The organism is Psychromarinibacter sediminicola (assembly GCF_029168335.1).
GTDB classification, from domain to species: Bacteria; Pseudomonadota; Alphaproteobacteria; order Rhodobacterales; family Rhodobacteraceae; genus Psychromarinibacter; species Psychromarinibacter sediminicola.
In genome coordinates this window covers 1-16,395 of sequence record NZ_JARGYC010000039.1, presented here as the reverse complement: position 1 = coordinate 16,395, position 16,395 = coordinate 1, and the positions used below count along the sequence as shown (strand labels likewise).

The 16,395-nt window shown below is 71.6% G+C and carries 15 protein-coding genes; 5 read left to right on the top strand and 10 right to left on the bottom strand.

Features of this window, described 5'->3' with window-relative positions:
• Positions 1–16: 16 nt before the first annotated feature.
• Complete coding sequence (locus tag P1J78_RS14685; protein ID WP_275568128.1) at positions 17–1,096, bottom strand: ABC transporter permease; 1,080 nt, start codon at positions 1,094–1,096, stop codon at positions 17–19.
• A 135-nt stretch (positions 1,097–1,231) separates the two neighbouring features.
• Complete coding sequence (locus P1J78_RS14680) at positions 1,232–2,245, bottom strand: sugar ABC transporter substrate-binding protein (RefSeq protein WP_275568127.1); 1,014 nt, start codon at positions 2,243–2,245, stop codon at positions 1,232–1,234.
• Positions 2,246–2,418: 173 nt separating this feature from the next.
• On the opposite strand from P1J78_RS14680, the gene P1J78_RS14675 reads away from it, so the two are divergent.
• On the top strand, positions 2,419–3,639 hold the full coding sequence (locus tag P1J78_RS14675) for an ROK family transcriptional regulator (protein ID WP_374213296.1): 1,221 nt from the start codon (positions 2,419–2,421) through the stop codon (positions 3,637–3,639).
• A 64-nt stretch (positions 3,640–3,703) separates the two neighbouring features.
• Here the strand turns inward: P1J78_RS14675 and P1J78_RS14670 are convergent, their stop codons facing one another.
• Together P1J78_RS14670 and P1J78_RS14665 are read right to left on the bottom strand one after the other, a co-directional pair.
• Entirely contained in the window at positions 3,704–6,235 is a 2,532-nt protein-coding gene (locus P1J78_RS14670; protein WP_275568126.1) for an ABC transporter permease, read from the bottom strand.
• Entirely contained in the window at positions 6,232–6,921 is a 690-nt protein-coding gene (locus P1J78_RS14665; RefSeq protein ID WP_275568125.1) for an ABC transporter ATP-binding protein, read from the bottom strand. Before P1J78_RS14665 ends, P1J78_RS14670 begins: the two co-directional genes overlap by 4 nt.
• Between P1J78_RS14665 and P1J78_RS14660 the strand changes: the two genes are divergently transcribed.
• From P1J78_RS14660 to P1J78_RS14645, 4 genes are all read left to right on the top strand, one after another.
• Positions 6,920–7,600 (top strand): arylesterase, encoded by a 681-nt coding sequence (locus P1J78_RS14660; RefSeq protein WP_275568124.1) that lies wholly within the window; start codon positions 6,920–6,922, stop codon positions 7,598–7,600. The two genes, P1J78_RS14665 and P1J78_RS14660, sit on opposite strands and share 2 nt — an antisense overlap.
• Positions 7,601–7,731: 131 nt before the next feature.
• Positions 7,732–8,349: a glycerol-3-phosphate 1-O-acyltransferase PlsY gene (gene plsY, locus P1J78_RS14655; RefSeq protein WP_374213295.1), complete on the top strand. Its 618-nt coding sequence runs from the start codon at positions 7,732–7,734 to the stop codon at positions 8,347–8,349.
• Positions 8,346–8,870, top strand: a complete 525-nt coding sequence (locus P1J78_RS14650) for a hypothetical protein (protein WP_275568122.1) — start codon at positions 8,346–8,348, stop codon at positions 8,868–8,870. The genes plsY and P1J78_RS14650 overlap by 4 nt, the downstream gene beginning before the upstream one ends.
• Before the next feature lie 51 nt (positions 8,871–8,921).
• A complete protein-coding gene (locus P1J78_RS14645) occupies positions 8,922–9,848 on the top strand; it encodes a cation diffusion facilitator family transporter (protein ID WP_275568121.1) in 927 nt (308 codons plus the stop codon).
• A 205-nt stretch (positions 9,849–10,053) separates the two neighbouring features.
• Here P1J78_RS14645 and P1J78_RS14640 read toward each other — a convergent pair whose 3' ends face one another.
• The 6 genes from P1J78_RS14640 to P1J78_RS14615 form a co-directional block, all read right to left on the bottom strand.
• Positions 10,054–10,617, bottom strand: coding sequence for a cytochrome P460 family protein (locus tag P1J78_RS14640; protein ID WP_275568120.1), 564 nt, complete (start codon positions 10,615–10,617; stop codon positions 10,054–10,056).
• Positions 10,618–10,716: 99 nt separating this feature from the next.
• Complete coding sequence (locus P1J78_RS14635) at positions 10,717–12,741, bottom strand: M3 family metallopeptidase (RefSeq protein ID WP_275568119.1); 2,025 nt, start codon at positions 12,739–12,741, stop codon at positions 10,717–10,719.
• A gap of 79 nt (positions 12,742–12,820) precedes the next feature.
• Entirely contained in the window at positions 12,821–13,852 is a 1,032-nt protein-coding gene (locus P1J78_RS14630; RefSeq protein WP_275568118.1) for a HesA/MoeB/ThiF family protein, read from the bottom strand.
• A gap of 13 nt (positions 13,853–13,865) precedes the next feature.
• On the bottom strand, positions 13,866–14,333 hold the full coding sequence (gene dut, locus P1J78_RS14625; protein WP_275568117.1) for a dUTP diphosphatase: 468 nt from the start codon (positions 14,331–14,333) through the stop codon (positions 13,866–13,868).
• A 141-nt stretch (positions 14,334–14,474) separates the two neighbouring features.
• A complete protein-coding gene (gene coaBC / locus P1J78_RS14620; protein WP_275568116.1) occupies positions 14,475–15,668 on the bottom strand; it encodes a bifunctional phosphopantothenoylcysteine decarboxylase/phosphopantothenate--cysteine ligase CoaBC in 1,194 nt (397 codons plus the stop codon).
• A 74-nt stretch (positions 15,669–15,742) separates the two neighbouring features.
• Positions 15,743–16,395: ChaN family lipoprotein (locus P1J78_RS14615; protein WP_275568115.1), on the bottom strand; the 653-nt coding region annotated here is incomplete at its 5' end.

Here is a 16,395-nt window from a genome sequence, read left to right as displayed (position 1 = left end):
GGTTGGGTCCGCCGGGTCATGCCGACACCTTCCGGATCCACTGGTCCACGGTCACGGCGGCGATGATCAGCACACCGATCAGCAGGTAGGTCCATTGCGGGTTGGCCCCGGCCATGCGAAGCCCCAGCTCGAACACGCCGACGATCAGCGCGCCGAAGAAGGCGCCGAGGATCGAGCCGCGCCCGCCGAACAGCGAGATGCCCCCGATGACCACGGCGGTGATCGACTGGATGTTGCCGATGACCCCGGTGGTGGCCGAGGGCGAGACCGAGCCGAAGCGGCCGATCATCACCCAGCCGGCAAGGCCGCAGATGAAGCCCACCAGCATGTAGACGGACATCAGCGTGCGGTGCCGGTTCACGCCGGCGAGCTGCGCCGCCTCGGCATCGTCGCCCACGGCATAGACGTGCCGGCCCCAGGCGGTGGAGCGCAGCGCGTAGGCCAGCGCGAAGACCAGGACCACCATCATGATCACGCCGAGCGTGAAGGTCGCGCCGCCGAGCTTCAGCGTCGTGCCCATCAGCTGCAGGAACGGCGCCTGCTGCTCGATCTCCTGGGCGCGGATCGTCTCGTTCTTGGAATAGAGATAGTTGGCGGCCAGCACGATCTGCCACATCCCCAGCGTCACGATGAAGGGCGGCAGCTTGACCTTGCTGACGAGCCAGCCGTTGGCGGCGCCCACGCCGGTGCCGATGGCCAGCCCGCAGAGCACCGCGAGGAACGGCGGAATGCCGTAGCGGAAGGTGAACTGCCCCATGACGACCGAGGTCAGCACCGCCAGCGCGCCGACCGACAGGTCGATGCCGGCGGTCAGGATGATCAGGCTCTGCGCCGCGGCCAGCACGCCGACGATCTGCACCTGCTGCAGGATCAGGGTCAGCGCGAAGGGCGAGAAGAAGTTGCTGCCCAGCACCAGCCCGAAGATCAGGACGGCGGCGACCAGCACGATCAGCGGCACCAGCGCCGGGGTGCCGTGAAGCAGGTCGTGGAACCGGCCGACGAACCCCTTGTGATGGTCCTCGAACGAGGCGACGTCGCTGGACGCGCCCGACAGCGACGATTCGTAGCTGTCGCTGCTGCTATCTTGTGGTGACATGCGTGATCCTCCCTTCCATCGGGTCCGTGCCGCGGTGGATGTGTCGGATGATGACAGACGGCGCGCGATTCGTCGCCGCGCTTCGCGGGGGGAGGGCGCGCGGGGCGCGCGCGCCCTCCGGGTCTCAGCGGGCGGTCAGCCCCAGCAGAGCTCCAGCCCTTTCTCGACCGAGATCGAGTCGACGCCCTCGACGGGATCGTCGGTGACCAGCGCGACGCCGGTGTCGTAGAAGTCCTTGCCCTCGGTCGCCTCGGGCGTGGCGCCGCTCTCGGCGAACTCGGCGATCGCCTCGATGCCCAGCGCGGCCATCCGCAGCGGGTATTGCTGCGAGGTGGCGCCGATCACGCCCTCGGCCACGTTCTGCACGCCCGGGCAGCCGCCGTCGATGGACACGATCATCACCTCGTCCTCGCGGCCCAGCGCCTTCAGCGCCTCGTAGGCGCCGGCGGCGGCGGGCTCGTTGATGGTGTAGACGAGGTTGATGAACGGATCCTGCGCCAGGCAGTTCTCCATCGCCGTGCGGCCGCCTTCCTGGTTGCCGGCGGTGACCTCGTTGCAGATGATCCGTGGATCCTCCTCGTCGCCCCACATCGAGGTGTCCATCGGGTCGATGCCGAAGCCGGTCAGGAAGCCCTGGTCGCGCAGCACGCCGACGGTGGGCTGGCTGATGCCGAGATCCAGCATCGCGATCTTGGCGTCGGCGGCGGCGTCGCCCAGCTTGGCGGCGGCCCATTCGCCGATCAGCTCGCCCGCCCGGAAGTTGTCGGTGGCGAAGGTCATGTCGGCGGCGTCGATCGGGTCGAGCGGGGTGTCCAGCGCGATCACCAGGATGCCGGCGTCGCGCGCCTGCTCGACCACCGGCACGATGGCCGAGGTGTCCGACGGCGTCAGCAGGATGCCGTCGACGCCGTTGGCGATGCAGGTCTCGATGGCCGCCACCTGGGTCTCGTTGTCGCCGTCGACCTTGCCGGCATAGCTGTTCAGCTCGATGCCCAGCTCCTCGGCCTTGGCCGACGCGCCCTCGCGCATCTTCACGAAGAACGGGTTGGTGTCGGTCTTGGTGATCAGGCAGGCCGAGACGTCCTGCGCGGCGGCGGTGCCGGCGGTGGCCATGAGGCCGAGCGCGGTGCCCGCGATAAGCTTCTTCATTTGTTCCTCCCTAAGGTGCATGATGCAACTTGAACGGTGCCGAACCCCGGCGCCGTACCGACATAAGAGCGAATCCGGGCTTGGCTGTCAATAAATAAATCATGTAGATTTATTTATTGACTCCGACCGGACCCAGGGGAAAGACTCCCCGGGGGACACGCGGGAGACACGGTGTGCAGGAATGGTATCGCAGTCAGGCGGCAAGCGTCGACGACCCGGCGATCCGCGGATCGAACCAGGCGGGGATGCGCGCGCATAACGAGCGGCTGGTCCTGACCCTGATCCGCCAGCGCGGCCCGACGGCCAAGGCCGACATCGCGCGGGCGACGGGGCTGTCGGCGCAGACCGTGTCGGTGATCATGCGCGGGCTGGAGGCGGACGGGCTGTTGCTGCGCGGCACGCCGGTGCGCGGGCGCGTGGGGCAGCCTTCGGTGCCGATGGCGCTGGCGCCGGACGGGGCGTATTTCCTGGGGCTGAACGTCGGGCGCCGGTCGCTGGAGATGGTGCTGATCGACTTCACCGGCACGGTGCTGGAGCGGCGGCGGCGCACGCATGACTATCCCACGCCCGACGCGGTGATGCGATTCGCGCAGGAGACGGCGACCGCCCTGCGCGACGGGCTGCCCCGCGACAGGCGCGGCCGGGTCACGGGCATGGGCATCGCGATGCCCTACCTGTTATGGGACTGGGCCGAGGCGCTGGGGGCGCCGCAGGCGGTCATGGACGCCTGGCGCAGCGAGGACATCCGCGCCGGCATCGCCGAGCGCTGCGGGCTGCCGGTGTTCCTGCAGAACGACGCCACGGCGGCCTGCGGGGCGGAGCTGGTCTTTGGCCCGGCGGTCGAGCAGGGCAGCTTTCTGCATTTCTACCTGGGCTATTTCATCGGCGGCGGCGTGGTGCTGAACCACCGGCTCTATTCCGGCCACAGCGGCAATGCCGGCGCGCTGGGCTCGATCCCGGTGCCGGGGCCGGCGGGACGGCCGATGCAGCTGATCGAAGTGGCGAGCCTGTCGGGGCTGGAATCGGCGCTGGTCGCGGCGGGGCACGATGCGGACGGGCTGTGGGCCGGGCCCGAGGCGCTGACGGCGGACGAGGCGGTGCTGGCGGACTGGCTGGACGCGGCGGCGCCGGGAATCGCCTATGCCTGCGCCTCGGCCGTGGCGGTGCTGGACCTGCCGGTGGTGATGATCGACGGGTGGATCACCGAAGAGCTGCGCGCCCGGCTGGTGGCGGCGGTCGACCGGGGGCTGGACCGGGTGAACCTGGCGGGCCTCAGGCGGCCGGAGGTGCGCCCCGGCACCATGGGCGCGGCGGCCCGGGCGATCGGCGCGGCGAGCCTGCCCTTGTCCGAGCGCTTCCTGGTCGAGACCACGGCCCTGCCCGCGCTGTCCTGACCGCCCGTCGCCGTTTTCTTGAAAAGAAAACGGAGCGGATCGTTTGCAACGATCCGGCGCCCGGTCATTCGCGCGCGCGCAGCACCCTCGCGGGTCGCGTGGCCAGCGGGCGCCAGGCAAAGGCCAGCCCCGCCAGCAGCGTGACCCCCACCCCGCCGGCGACGATGGCGATGGCCGAGACCGGCTCGAAGTAGAACTCGGTCTCCATCACGAAGGTGGTCACGGCCCAGCCCGCGAGCCCGCCGGCGACGATCGCCACCAGCCCCGCCGCCAGCCCGAAGATCGCGCTGCGCAGCGCGAAGTTGGCCAGCACCGCGCCCCGCGTCGCGCCCAGCGTCTTCAGGATCGCCGCCTCGTAGGTCCGCGCCCGCTCGCCCGCCGCCGCCGCACCGATCAGCACGATGAAGCCAGTGAACAGCGTCGCCAGCGCGCCATAGGTCGTGGCCGCCGCGATGCCCGCGAGGATCTCGGACACCCGGTCGATGGCGCTGCGCACGGAGATCATCGTGATGTTGGGCCAGGCCCCGCCGATCTCGCGCAGCAGCCGCGCCTCGGCCGCGCGGTCGGCGTAGATCGTCGCGATATGGCTGTGCGGCGCGCCGCGCAGCGCGGCCGGGTTCATCGACAGGATGAAGCCCATACCGGCATTGGAGAAATCCACGTTGCGGAAGCTGGTGATCTCGCCGGTGATGTCGCGGCCCAGCACGTTGACGGTCAGTTCGTCGCCCAGCGACAGGCCGATCTCGGCGGCCTCCTCGGCGGCGAAGCTGATCTGCGGCGGGCCGGTGTAGCCCTCGGGCCACCACGCCCCCGCCGTCACCTCGGCGCCCGTCGGCGGGTCGGCGGAATAGGTGATGCCGCGGTCGCCGCGCAGGGTCCAGTGGTCCGAGACCTCCGAGGCCGGCCGCCCGTTGATCCGGGTGATGACGCCGCGCAGCATCGGCGCCGTCTCGACGCGGGTCACGCCGGGGTCGCCGGTGGCGGTGTCGCGGAAGCCCTGCAGCTGGTCGGTCTGGATGTCGACGACGAAGTAGCTCGGCGCCACCTCGGGCAGGTCGCGGGTGATCGCGCCGCGCAGGTTGGAATCGATCTGTCCGACGGCCGCCAGCACCGTCAGCCCGAGGCCCAGCGACAGCACGACCGATCCCGCCTCGCTCCCCGGCCCGCCGGCGGAGCCCAGCGCCATGCGCAGCGACGACCGGCCGCGCACGACGCGCGCCCGCGCCAGCCGGCGGGCGATGCGGCGGGTGGCCCAGGCGACGGCCAGCAAGGACAGGAAGGCGGCGAGGATGCCGGCGGCGGACCAGAGCGTCAGCCGCGCCAGCCCCGACAGCACCGCCGCCGAAGCGACGAGTCCGACGAGGATCGCCAGCGTGGCGGCGACATGCGGCCAACGCGGCCAGCCCGCCCCGGCCTGTGCCCCGTCGCGGTAGAGCGTGGCGGCGCGCACCTGTTCGGTCCGCGCCAGCGGCCACAGGGTGAACAGCGCCGCCGCCAGCAGGCCGTAGAGCGCCGCCTCCAGCAGCGGGCCGGGATGGACACCGTACACCGCCGGGATCGGCAACTGCGCCTCGATCAGCGGGCGGAAGGCCAGCGGCAGCGCGGCGCCCAGCGCCAGGCCCAGCACGATCCCCACCGCCGTCAGCGCGGCGATCTGAAAGGCGTAGGCGAGGAAGATCGTGCGGGTTTCGGCCCCCAGCGTCTTCAGCGTGGCGATCACGCCGGTCTTGCGCTCCAGATAGGCGCGCACCGCCGCCGAGACGCCGACGCCGCCCACGGCCAGCCCGGCGAGGCCCACCAGCACCAGGAAGCTCGCCAGACGGTCGATGAACTCCGACGTGCCCGGCGCGGCGTTGCGGGTGTCGGACCAGCGATGCCCGGCCCCCTCCAGCGCCGCGTTCGCCTGCCGCTCCAGCGCGGCGAGGTCGGCGCCGGGGGGCAGCGCGAGGCGGTATTCGCTCTCGTAGAGCGTGCCGGGCTGGATCAGGCCGGTGCCGTCGAGGTCGGCCAGCCGGACCAGCGTGCGCGGGCCCAGCGTGAAGCCGCCCGCCGAAGTGTCGGGCTCGCGCGTCAGGGCGGCCGTCAGCACGAAGGTCTTCTCGCCGAGGCGGAAGGTGTCGCCGGTCTCCAGCCCCAGCCGCGCGATCAGCACCGGGTCCATCACGGCGCCGGGGTGCTCCGGCGTCCCGTCGAACGCCTCCGCCAGCGGTATCGCCGGCTCCAGCCCGACCGCGCCGTAGAGCGGATAGGCCCCGTCGACGCCGCGCAGCTGGGTCAGCCCGCGCTCGGCCCCGTCGCCGCGCGGCACGACGGCCATGGATCGGAAATCCACCGTCTCGGAGACGGCGTCGGAGATCTCCTCCATCCACGCGCGCTCGGCGTCGGAGGCGAAGCGGTAGGTCAGCTCGATCTCGGCGTCGCCGCCGAGGATCACGGCGGCGTCGCGGGCCAGGCCCTGGTCCAGCGACTCGCGCACGCTGCCGACGGCGGCGATGGCGGCGACGCCGAGGGCGAGGCAGGCGAGGAAGACGCGAAAGCCAGACAGGCCGCCGCGCAGCTCGCGCCGGGCGATGCGGGCGGCGTTCCGGACGCTCATTCGGCGGCCTTGGCGCGCGGCGCGAGCGTACCGTCGACCAGCTCGATCACCCGGTCGCAGCGCGCCGCGAGGTCGGGGGCGTGCGTCACCAGCACCAGCGTCGCGCCGTGGCGGTCGCGCAGGCCGAACAGCAGGTCCATGATCGCGGCGCCGGTGGTGCCGTCGAGGTTGCCGGTAGGCTCGTCGGCCAAGAGGATGTCGGGGCGCGGCGCGGCGGCGCGGGCCAGCGCCACGCGCTGCTGCTCGCCGCCCGACAGCTGCGAGGGATAGTGCCCGGATCGGGGGCCGAGGCCCATCGCGTCGAGCTCCGCCGCCGCCCGGTCGAAGGCATCCGCCACGCCGGCCAGTTCCAGCGGCGTGGCCACGTTTTCCAGCGCGGTCATCGTCGGAATCAGGTGGAAGGACTGGAAGACCACCCCCATATGATTGCGACGGAACCGGGCCAGCGCGTCCTCGCCCATCGCCGTCAGGTCCCGGCCCAGCACCTCGACGGTGCCGCCGGTGGCGCGCTCCAGCCCGCCCAGAAGCATGAGGAGAGACGACTTGCCGCTACCGGACGGACCGACCAGCCCCAGGGTTTCCCCGCGCGCGATCTTCAGGCTGATGCCCTTCAGGATATCCACCCGCCCCGCATTGCCCGCAAGCGACAGGCGGGCGTCGGACAGCGTGGCGACGGGGGCGGTCATGGGCGGGCTCCTGCGGTTGCGTTCCGTCGGATATGGGGCGGTTCGGGGGCTTCGCAACCTTGCCCTCGGGCTGTTGATCGGAACCGGTGCTGCGGCGGCACAGCCGGTGGTGATCGCCGCGCTGGGCGACAGCCTGACCGCCGGCTACGGGCTGGCCGAGGGCGAGGGCTTCGTGCCCACGATGCAGGCGTGGCTGGACGACCGCGGTGCAGAGGTGGAGCTCCGCAATGCCGGCGTGTCGGGCGACACCACGGCCGGCGGGCTGGCGCGCGTGGACTGGACGCTGACCGACGACGTCGACGGGCTGATCGTGGCGCTGGGCGCCAACGACATGCTGCGCGGCATCGACCCGGCGGTGACGCGGCAGAACCTCGCGGGCATCCTGGACGCGGCCGGCGAGGCCGGGGTCGAGGCGCTCTTGTTCGGGATCGCGGCGCCGGGGAATTACGGGCCGGACTACCAGCGCGCCTTCGACGCGATCTATCCCGAGCTGGCCGAGGACTACGACGCGCTGCTGGGGCCGACTTTCCTGGCGCCCCTGCGCGACGCGGTGGGCGAGGGCGACCCGGCCAGTGTGATGCAGGCCGACGGCATCCACCCCAACGCGGCGGGCGTCGAGATCATCGTCGAGGGGCTGGGGCCCTCGGTGCTGGAATTGGCCAAGCGGGCGCGCAGGTAGCAGGATTTTCCAGAAAATCCTGCCGCGTCAAAATCTTCTAGAAGATTTTGCCCGCCACGATCTTCTGGAAGATCGTGGCGGACGGCGCCGCGCCCCTTCCCCCCTTTTCCCGGCCCGCGTTTCCCGACAGGATGCGCGGCGACCAAGGAGGAGCCTCGCCCATGTACCTGCTGCTGCTGACCGCCGGCCTTGCCTACCTGCTGGGCTCGGTGTCCTTCGGCCTGCTGATGGCAAAGCTGTTCCGGCTCGGCGACCTGCGCAGCATCGGTTCGGGCAATATCGGCGCGACCAACGTGCTGCGCACCGGCCACAAGCCGGCCGCCCTGCTGACGCTGCTGGGCGACGCCGGCAAGGGCGCCGCCGCGGTGCTGCTGGCGCGCTGGCTGGTGGGCGAGGACGCGGCCGGCATTGCGGCGCTCTTCGCGATGGCGGGGCATCTGTGGTCCTGCTTCGGCGGGTTTCGCGGCGGCAAGGGCGTGGCGACCTTCCTGGGCACGCTGATCGCGCTCAACTGGCCGATGGGGCTTCTGGCCTGCGCGACCTGGCTCGCGGTGGCGCTTGCGCTGCGGATGTCGTCGCTCTCGGCGCTTGTGGCGGCGGTGGCGGCGCCGATCTATGCGCTGGTCTTCCAGCACTGGCACGTGGCGGCCGTGGTCGCCGTGATGTCGGTGCTGATCTTCATCAAGCACGCCGAGAACATCCGCCGCATCCTCGACGGCACCGAACCGCGCATCGGAGCGAAGAAATGATCCGCCTGTCACCAAGTCTCGCCCTGGGTCTCGCGCTGACGCTCGCCCTTCTCGCCACCCCGCTCGCCGCGCAGGAGGTGGACGAGACCGCGCCCGCCATCGCCGCGGTGCTGGACGAGGCCCGCGCCGAATGCGCCGCCGAGGCCGCCGCGGGCGGGCCGAAGCCGCGGCTGGAGATGGAAACGGGCGCGATGACCTGGACCGATCTGGACGGCGACGGCCCGCCGAACGACCTGGTCATCGACTTCAACCGCATCATGTGCTCGGCCACCTACTCGCTCTGGCACGGCTCCGGCGGCAGCCGGCTGGTCTTCGTGCTGAACGGCGAGATCGCGCGGACCTGGACCGGCGGCACCTGGCGGGTGACCGAGTACGGCGGCCAGCCGCTGATCCTGATCGGCCGGCACGGAACCTATTGCGACAGCTACGGCGCGCGCGGCTGCGTGCAGGCGATCCTCGCCGATGGCGCGGGGTTCTCGACGGTGATCGCGGGCGCCCGGCCGCTGGAGGAGGGCGGCTGAGGCCGAAGCTCCGGCTTGGCCTTGCCCCGCGGTTCTGCCATTTCCCTGCCCATGAGCGGGAATCGCAAGCACGGGCTGAACCTGTCGGCGGGGCTGTTATCGGCCTCGGTCGCGCTGGTGCTGGTGCTGGCCAAGCTCTGGGCGCTGTCGGCCACGCAGTCGCTGTCCATCGCCGCCAGCCTCGCCGACAGCGCGCTGGACCTGATGGTCTCGGTCGGCGGGCTGGCCGCCATCGCCTATGCCGCACGGCCGCCGGACGAGGACCACGCCTTCGGCCATGCCTCGGCCGAGGATCTCGCCGCGCTGGGCCAGTCGGTCGTCATCCTCGCCTCGGCCGCGGCCATCGCCGGCGGCGCGGTGTTCCGGCTGGTCTCCGGCCCGCCCTCGCCGATCACGGCCGAGGGGCGCGGCATCGTCGTGATGGTGCTGTCGATCGCGCTGACCAGCGGGCTGGTGCTGTGGCAGCGGCGGGTGATCCGCGCCACCGGCAACAAGGTGGTGGCCGCCGATCAGCTGCACTATCTGGGCGACCTGATCCCCGGCATCGGCGCGATCCTGGCGCTCTGGGCCTCGGCGACGCTGGGGCTGGGGCAGGTCGACAGCATCGTCGCGCTGGGCGCGGCGGCGATGCTGGCCGTCGGCGCGGTGCGGATCGGCAAGGGCGCGTGGGACGCGCTGATGGACCGCTCGGCCCCGCCCGAGATGATCGAGGGGATCGAGACCATCGCCCGCGATTTCCCCGGCGTGCTGGGCTTCCACGACCTGAAGACGCGGATTTCCGGCTCGGTCGTCTTCGTGAACCTGCATATCGAGCTGGACGGGGCGCAGACGCTGGACGAGGCGCACGCCATCGGCGCCGCGCTGCGCCGGGCGATCCTGAGCGCCTATCCGCAGGCCGACGTGATGATCCACAAGGATCCGGTAGGGGTAAAGCCGCACCCGGAAGACCCCAGGCGCCGGCCCGCCCAGACCCGATGACGCGCCCGGCCGGTCAGGACGGCGCCACCGGCCGCTGCCGGTGCGCGGCCATGCGCCATCCGCTGCCACCGTCGCGGCGATAACCGCCGCTCAAAGGTCCACAGGTCGTCTCGATCCGCCATGTCGGCGCGCTCCGTGTCTCGGGGTCTCCCCCCGAACCCACGGGAGCGGCCGGCGGTTCCCGGCGGCGGCGCCTCGGCGCGGATCAGTCGGCCATCGTCAGCGTCTCGGACAGGTCGGCATCGGTGGTGAACAGGTAATCGCCGCCCCCCGCGTTCTGGTGGCAGGCGATACAGCCGGCATCGGCGTTCTTGCCCACCAGCCCGGCCAGCGCCATCCCGGCGGGGTTCCGGTCGAGCGCGCCGTCCTTGAGATACTTGGCGTAGAACCAGTTGCCGGTCTCGTCGTCATAGCCTTCGGCGCGCTTGAACATCACGGTGACGGCGGCGAGGTGCCCCTGGGGGTCGGTCACCACCTCGTCCGCGGAGACGCCGGAGGGGCCGTAGTTGTTCTTGATGACCAGCACGCCCTCGTGCCCGTCCACCGTCGCGGTGGTGTAGAGGGTGGAGAGCTGGAACCCGTGCGGCTCGGTCCCCGCATAGGGGAAGATCACCGGCGCATCCGGCCCGATCAGCCCGTCCTCCTCCATCGCGGCCCACAGGTCCGCGGCATAATCCTGATCCGTGTCGCTCCCGAACGGGGCGTCCTGCGCGGCGGCCGTCGTGCCCAGCGCGACCAGCGCGGCGGCGGCGTAAACTCTTGCAAACATGACCATCCTCCCTTTTCTGCGGCGAAACGCCACATCTAGGAGGTTAGCGCCGGGCCGGCCCCTGTCGGCCCCGGCCCCCTTCACGTCTGCGTGTCGCGCTCACGCCGCGTCCGACAGCCCCCGGCCCTTCAAGAGCGCCTCGACCCCCGGCAGCCGGCCGCGGAACTTCTTGTAGAGCTCGTCGGCCTCTTCGGTCCCGCCGGCCGAGAGGATGTAGTCCTCCAGCTTCTTCGCGGTCTCGGCGTCGAAGGCGCCGGCCTCTTCGAACGCCTCGAAGGCGTCGGCATCCATCACTTCGGACCACATGTAGCTGTAATACCCGCTGGAATAGCCGTCGCCCGAGAAGACATGCGCGAAATGCGGCGTGGCGTGGCGCATCGCGATGGCGTGGGGCATGCCGATGCCGTCGAGGATCTCGGCCTGCCGCGCCATCGGGTCTTCCGGCGCCTCGCCGTCGTGGAACTCCAGGTCGACCAGCGCCGAGGCGACGTATTCCACCGTCTGGAACCCCATGTCGTAGGTCGCCGCGGCGATCACCTTGTCGAGCATCTCCTTGGGCATCGGCTCGCCCGTCTCGGCATGGGTCGCGAATTCGCCCAGCACCTCGGGCACCTCCAGCCAGTGCTCGTAGAGCTGGCTGGGCAATTCCACGAAATCGCGCGCCACGGATGTTCCGGAGATCGATTCATAGGTCACGTCCGACAGCATCTGGTGCAGCGCGTGGCCGAACTCGTGAAACAGCGTGCGCGCGTCGTCATAGGACAAAAGCGCGGGCTTTCCGGCCTCCGGCTTGGCGAAGTTGCACACGTTGACGACGATGGGCCGGATGTCGCCCGCCAGCTTCTGCTGCGCCCGCATCGCGCTGCACCACGCGCCCGACCGTTTGGACCCGCGCGCGAAGTAGTCGGCGACGAAGACCCCCATGTGTTTCCCGTCCCGCGTCACCTCCCAGGTCCGCACGTCGGGATGGTACTTCGGCAGGTCCGCCTCGCGGAACTCCAGCCCGAACAGCCGGTTCGCGCAGGCAAAGGCCGCCTCGATCATCCGCTCCAGCTGCAGGTACGGCTTCAGCTCGGTCTCGTCGAGGTCGTGCTCTTCCTTGCGCCGCTTCTCGGAGTAGTAGCGCCAGTCCCACGGCTCCAGCTCGCCATTCACCCCGTCGGCATGCATCATCGCCGACAGCCGCACGGCGTCCTCCTCGGCCCGCGTCCGCGCCGGCTCCCACACCTTCATCAACAGATCGCGCACCGCCTCCGGCGTCTTCGCCATCTCGGTTTCCAGCTTGTACTCGGCAAAGCTGTCATAGCCCAGAAGCTGCGCCCGCTCCTCGCGCAGATCGAGGATCTCGGCGGCGATCTCGCGGTTGTCCGTCTCGCCCCCGTTCGCGCCCCGGCCGGTCCAGGCGCGGAACGCCCGCTCGCGCAGATCGCGCCGCGGCGAGAATTGCAGGAACGGCGTGATCAGCGACCGCGACAGGGTGATGACGGGCTTGTCGCCGCCCTTCTCCGCCCCCGCCGCGCGGGCCGAGGCCACGACGAACTCCGGCAGCCCCTCCAGCTCCGCCTCGTCCAGCTCCATGTACCAGCCGCGCTCGTCCGCCAGCAGGTTCTGGGTGAACTGCGTGCCCAGCACCGCCAGCCGCTCCTTGACCTGCTTCAGCCGGTCGCGCGCCACGCCTTCCAGCTGCGCGCCCGCCCGCACGAAGCTCCGCCGCGTCAGAAACAGCAGCCGCGCCTGCTCGTCGCTCAGCCCCAGATCGTCGCGCTGCCCCCACAGAGTCTCGATCCGCGCGAAGAGCTCGGGGTTCATCATGATCTCGGAGCCGTACTGCGCCAGCTTCGGCGAGAACTGCCGCTGCAGCGCCTGCCGCGCGTCGTTGCTGTCCGCACCCGCCAGCGCGAAGAACACCGCCAGCACGCGGCCCAGCCGGTCGTCCGCCCGCTCCAGCGCCTCGATCGTGTTGGCGAAGGTCGGCGCCTCCGCATTCTCCGCGATCCGCGCGATCTCGGCCCGCGCCTCGGCCATCGTCGTCTCGAACGCCTCTTCGAAATGCCCGTCCTCGATCCGGTCGAAGGGCGGCATCTCGAAGTCCGTGTCCCAGCTTTCCAGCAACGGGTTGGTCATCGCGCGGGGCTCCTGTCAGGTTGGCTGCGGCGCAACCTAGCCCACATGAGGCCCCAAGGAAACGGGGCGCGCGCGCGCGTCAGCCGCCGCAGACCGGGCAGCCCGCGCGCCGCTTCAGCCCGATCACCCGGCTCTCGCCCCAGAGCGCGTCGAAGATCAGCATCCGGCCGCCCAGCCCCTGCCCCGCGCCGGCGATCTCCTTCACCGCCTCGGCCGCCATCATCGCCCCCACCACGCCGGGCAGCGGCCCCAGCACGCCGGCCTCGGCGCAGGACGGCACCAGCTCCGGCGCCGGCGCCTCGGGGAAGACGCATTCGTAGCAGGGCGTGCCCTGTGCCGGGTCGAACAGGCTCAGCTGCCCCTCCCACTGCGTCAGCGCGCCCGAGATCAGCGGCACGCCGGCGGCCACGCAGGCCCGGTTCACCAGGTAGCGCGTGGCGAAATTGTCCGTCCCGTCCAGCACCAGGTCGTAGTCGGCCACCAGCTCGCGCGCGATCCCCTCCTCCATCCGCCGGTGATAGGGCCGGACGTCGACATAGGGGTTCAGCGCCCGCATCGCCGCCTCGGCGGAAAACACCTTGGGCATCCCGATCCGCGCGTCGGCATGGGCGATCTGGCGCTGCAGGTTGGTCGCCTCGACGACATCCGCGTCGATCACCCCGATCCGCCCGACACCCGCCGCCGCCAGGTACATCAGCGCAGGCGAGCCCAGCCCGCCGGCGCCCACCACGAGAACCTTCGCCTGTTTCAGCGCCTTCTGCCCCGGCCCGCCGATCTCGCGCAGCATGATGTGGCGGGCATAGCGCTCCACCTCGCCCGGCGCATAGGCCCCGGCCGGCGCCGCGGGCGCGCGCCCGGCGGCCTTCGCCTTCAGCCGGCCCACGATGCGGCCATAGCCGAAGACGACCAGCGCCAGCGCCCCCAGCACCAGCCATTCGCCCAGCGATCCGCCCAGCGACCGCTGCAGCGGCGAGCCTTCGGGAAAGATCACCAGCAGCGCCAGCACCGCGACGTATAACAGCCCGATCATCATCCAGCGCGCGCTGGCGGGCGCCCCTAGGAACCAGCCCAGAAACCACAGTCCCGCGGCAAGGACCAGAAACCAGACCATCAGCCGCGCCCCCTCACCCGCGCCCGGTGGAGCCGAAGCCGCCCGCGCCGCGCACCGTGTCGCCCAGCGCCGCGACCGCCTCGAACCGCGCCCGCACCACCGGCGCCACCACCATCTGCGCCACACGCTCGCCATGGACCACGGTGAAGGGCTCCGCGCCCCAGTTCACCAGCAGCACCCCCAGCGGCCCGCGATAGTCGGAATCGATCGTCCCCGGCGCGTTCGGCAACCCGACGCCGTGCCGAAAGGCCAGCCCCGACCGCGCCCGGATCTGCACCTCGAACCCGTCGGGGATCTCCAGCCGCAGCCCCGTCGGCACCAGCGCCCGCGCCCCCGGCGCCAGCACCAGCCCGGCGCGATCGTCGAGGGGCAGGTTCGCCCGCAGATCCGCCCCCGCCGCGCCCGCGCTCTCGTAGGACGGCAGCGGCACCTCCGGGTCCGCCCAGTCCTCGCGCATCACCTTCAGCACCGGCTCGCCCATGCGCCCGCTCCTTCACCCGCCAGACAGGGGCTCCGGCCCGCATCGCGCAGCCCCCTGCTTCTTCTCGTTCCAAATACGCAAAGCCACCCGCGCCCCGCAGCTTCATCTTGGAAAAAATACTCCCGCCGGAGGCAGAAAGACTCAGCCCAGCGCCGCCGCGATGCGCGCCGCCAGCCGCCCGGCCACCTGGTCCTTGGTCATCCGCGGCCAGTCCTCGGCGCCCGCGCCGGTGATCAGCACCACGGCGTTCTCCGCCCCGCCCATGATCCCCGTCGCGGGCGAGACGTCGTTGGCGACGATCCAGTCGCAGCCCTTCCGCGCCCGCTTCGCCGTCGCATGCTCGACCACCCTCTCGGTCTCCGCGGCAAAGCCCACGACCAGCCCCGGCCGCCCGTCGCCCATCGCCGCCACGGTCGCCAGAATATCCGGGTTCTCGGCAAACCGCAGCGTGGGCACGCCGCCCGCCTCCTTCTTCATCTTTTGCGCCACGTCCTCGGCCATGCGCCAGTCCGCCACAGCCGCCGCGAAGACGGCCGCATCGGCCGGAAGAGCGGCCTCGACCGCCGCCAGCATCTCCCGCGCCGTCTCGACCCGCACCACCTCGACACCCTGCGGAGGCGCCACCTCCGCCGGCCCGGTCACGAAGGTCACGCGCGCCCCCAGCGCCGCCAGCGCCCGCGCGATGGCGGTGCCCTGCGCCCCCGACGAGCGGTTCGCGATATAGCGCACCGGGTCGATGGGCTCATGCGTGGGACCGGAGGTCACCAGCACGTGCCGCCCCTTCAGCGGCCCGTCCATCAGCGCCGCCTCCACGGCCCCCACGATCTCCATCGGCTCGGCCATCCGCCCCGGCCCGTATTCGCCGCAGGCCATGTTCCCGTCGTTCGGCCCGGCCACGAGAATCCCGTCGCCCCGCAGCGTTGCAAGGTTCCGCCGCGTCGCCGGATGCTCCCACATCCGCACGTTCATCGCCGGCGCGATCAGCACCCGCTTGTCGGTCGCCATCAGCAGGGTCGAGGCCAGGTCGTCCGCATGCCCGCCCGCCATCTTCGCCATCAGGTCGGCGGTACAGGGCGCCACGACCACGAGGTCCGCGTCGCGCGACAGCTCGATATGGCCCATCTCCGCCTCGTCGGTCAGGTCGAACAGGTCGCGATAGACCTTGCGCGCCGCCAGCGCCGAGGCCGAGAGCGGCGTGACGAACTCCTCGCCCGCCCGCGTCAGCACCGGGGTCACCGTCGCGCCGCGCTCGCGCAGCCGTCGGATCAGGTCCAGCGCCTTGAAGGCCGCGATGCCGCCGCCGATGATCAGGAGTATCCGCTTGCCCGCCAGCATGTGCCGCCCTCTGAACCGCCGCGCCCCCGTTCTAGGCTGCCACGCCCCAGGGGGCAACGGCCAGCGCCGCCGGCCTACTCCGCCGAGAACCCGGCACAGGGATCGTCTCGCTCCGCCGCCTCGGTCACCAGCCAGTAGTCGAAGGGCGGCGCCTCCGGCGCGGCCTCCTCGAACTGCCCGACCGAGATCACCGACACCTCCGGCGCCGCCCGCGCCAGCGCCCGCGCAAGGCCCCAGTCCAGCCGCGCATGCCCGTTGCCGGTGATCACCGCCACCGGCCCGCCGGTCTCGGCCAGCGCCGCCACCACGGCCCGGGCCAGGCCTGCATCGCGCAGCCGCTGCGCCTCGACCATGCCGCCCAGCATCGCCTCGGGCAGCGCATCGCAATGGGCGACCATCTGCCCGGCCTCGCGGTCGGCCTGCTCGGTCTCGGTCAGCGCCCCGTCCAGCCCGAACAGCCCCGCCGCGCCGCCGAACACGGCCGCCGCCCCCTCGGAGACCGCCCGCCGCACCTCATCGCGCGGCAGCGCCCCGCCGAAGATCGCGGCCCCCTCGGCCGCCGCGAAGATCGGATAATACATCGCGAAATCCGGCCAGCCGGACGCCTCCCAGCCCAGCGCCCGCTCCAGCGCCTCCGCGTCGTCCAGCAGCCCCGGCCGCACCCGCAGCGCCTGCTCCTCGGTCAGCATCTCGAAGACCAGCGCGGTCGCGCCGATCGCCGCGACCG

Coding starts and splice junctions, on each gene's coding strand:
- P1J78_RS14685 (WP_275568128.1), bottom strand. CDS start 1,096: ATGTCACCACAAGATAGCAGCAGCGACAGCTACGAATCGTCGCTGTCG.
- P1J78_RS14680 (WP_275568127.1), bottom strand. CDS start 2,245: ATGAAGAAGCTTATCGCGGGCACCGCGCTCGGCCTCATGGCCACCGCC.
- P1J78_RS14670 (WP_275568126.1), bottom strand. CDS start 6,235: ATGAGCGTCCGGAACGCCGCCCGCATCGCCCGGCGCGAGCTGCGCGGC.
- P1J78_RS14660 (WP_275568124.1), top strand. CDS start 6,920: ATGGGCGGGCTCCTGCGGTTGCGTTCCGTCGGATATGGGGCGGTTCGG.
- P1J78_RS14665 (WP_275568125.1), bottom strand. CDS start 6,921: ATGACCGCCCCCGTCGCCACGCTGTCCGACGCCCGCCTGTCGCTTGCG.
- plsY (WP_374213295.1), top strand. CDS start 7,732: ATGCGCGGCGACCAAGGAGGAGCCTCGCCCATGTACCTGCTGCTGCTG.
- P1J78_RS14650 (WP_275568122.1), top strand. CDS start 8,346: ATGATCCGCCTGTCACCAAGTCTCGCCCTGGGTCTCGCGCTGACGCTC.
- P1J78_RS14645 (WP_275568121.1), top strand. CDS start 8,922: ATGAGCGGGAATCGCAAGCACGGGCTGAACCTGTCGGCGGGGCTGTTA.
- P1J78_RS14640 (WP_275568120.1), bottom strand. CDS start 10,617: ATGTTTGCAAGAGTTTACGCCGCCGCCGCGCTGGTCGCGCTGGGCACG.
- P1J78_RS14635 (WP_275568119.1), bottom strand. CDS start 12,741: ATGACCAACCCGTTGCTGGAAAGCTGGGACACGGACTTCGAGATGCCG.
- P1J78_RS14630 (WP_275568118.1), bottom strand. CDS start 13,852: ATGGTCTGGTTTCTGGTCCTTGCCGCGGGACTGTGGTTTCTGGGCTGG.
- dut (WP_275568117.1), bottom strand. CDS start 14,333: ATGGGCGAGCCGGTGCTGAAGGTGATGCGCGAGGACTGGGCGGACCCG.
- coaBC (WP_275568116.1), bottom strand. CDS start 15,668: ATGCTGGCGGGCAAGCGGATACTCCTGATCATCGGCGGCGGCATCGCG.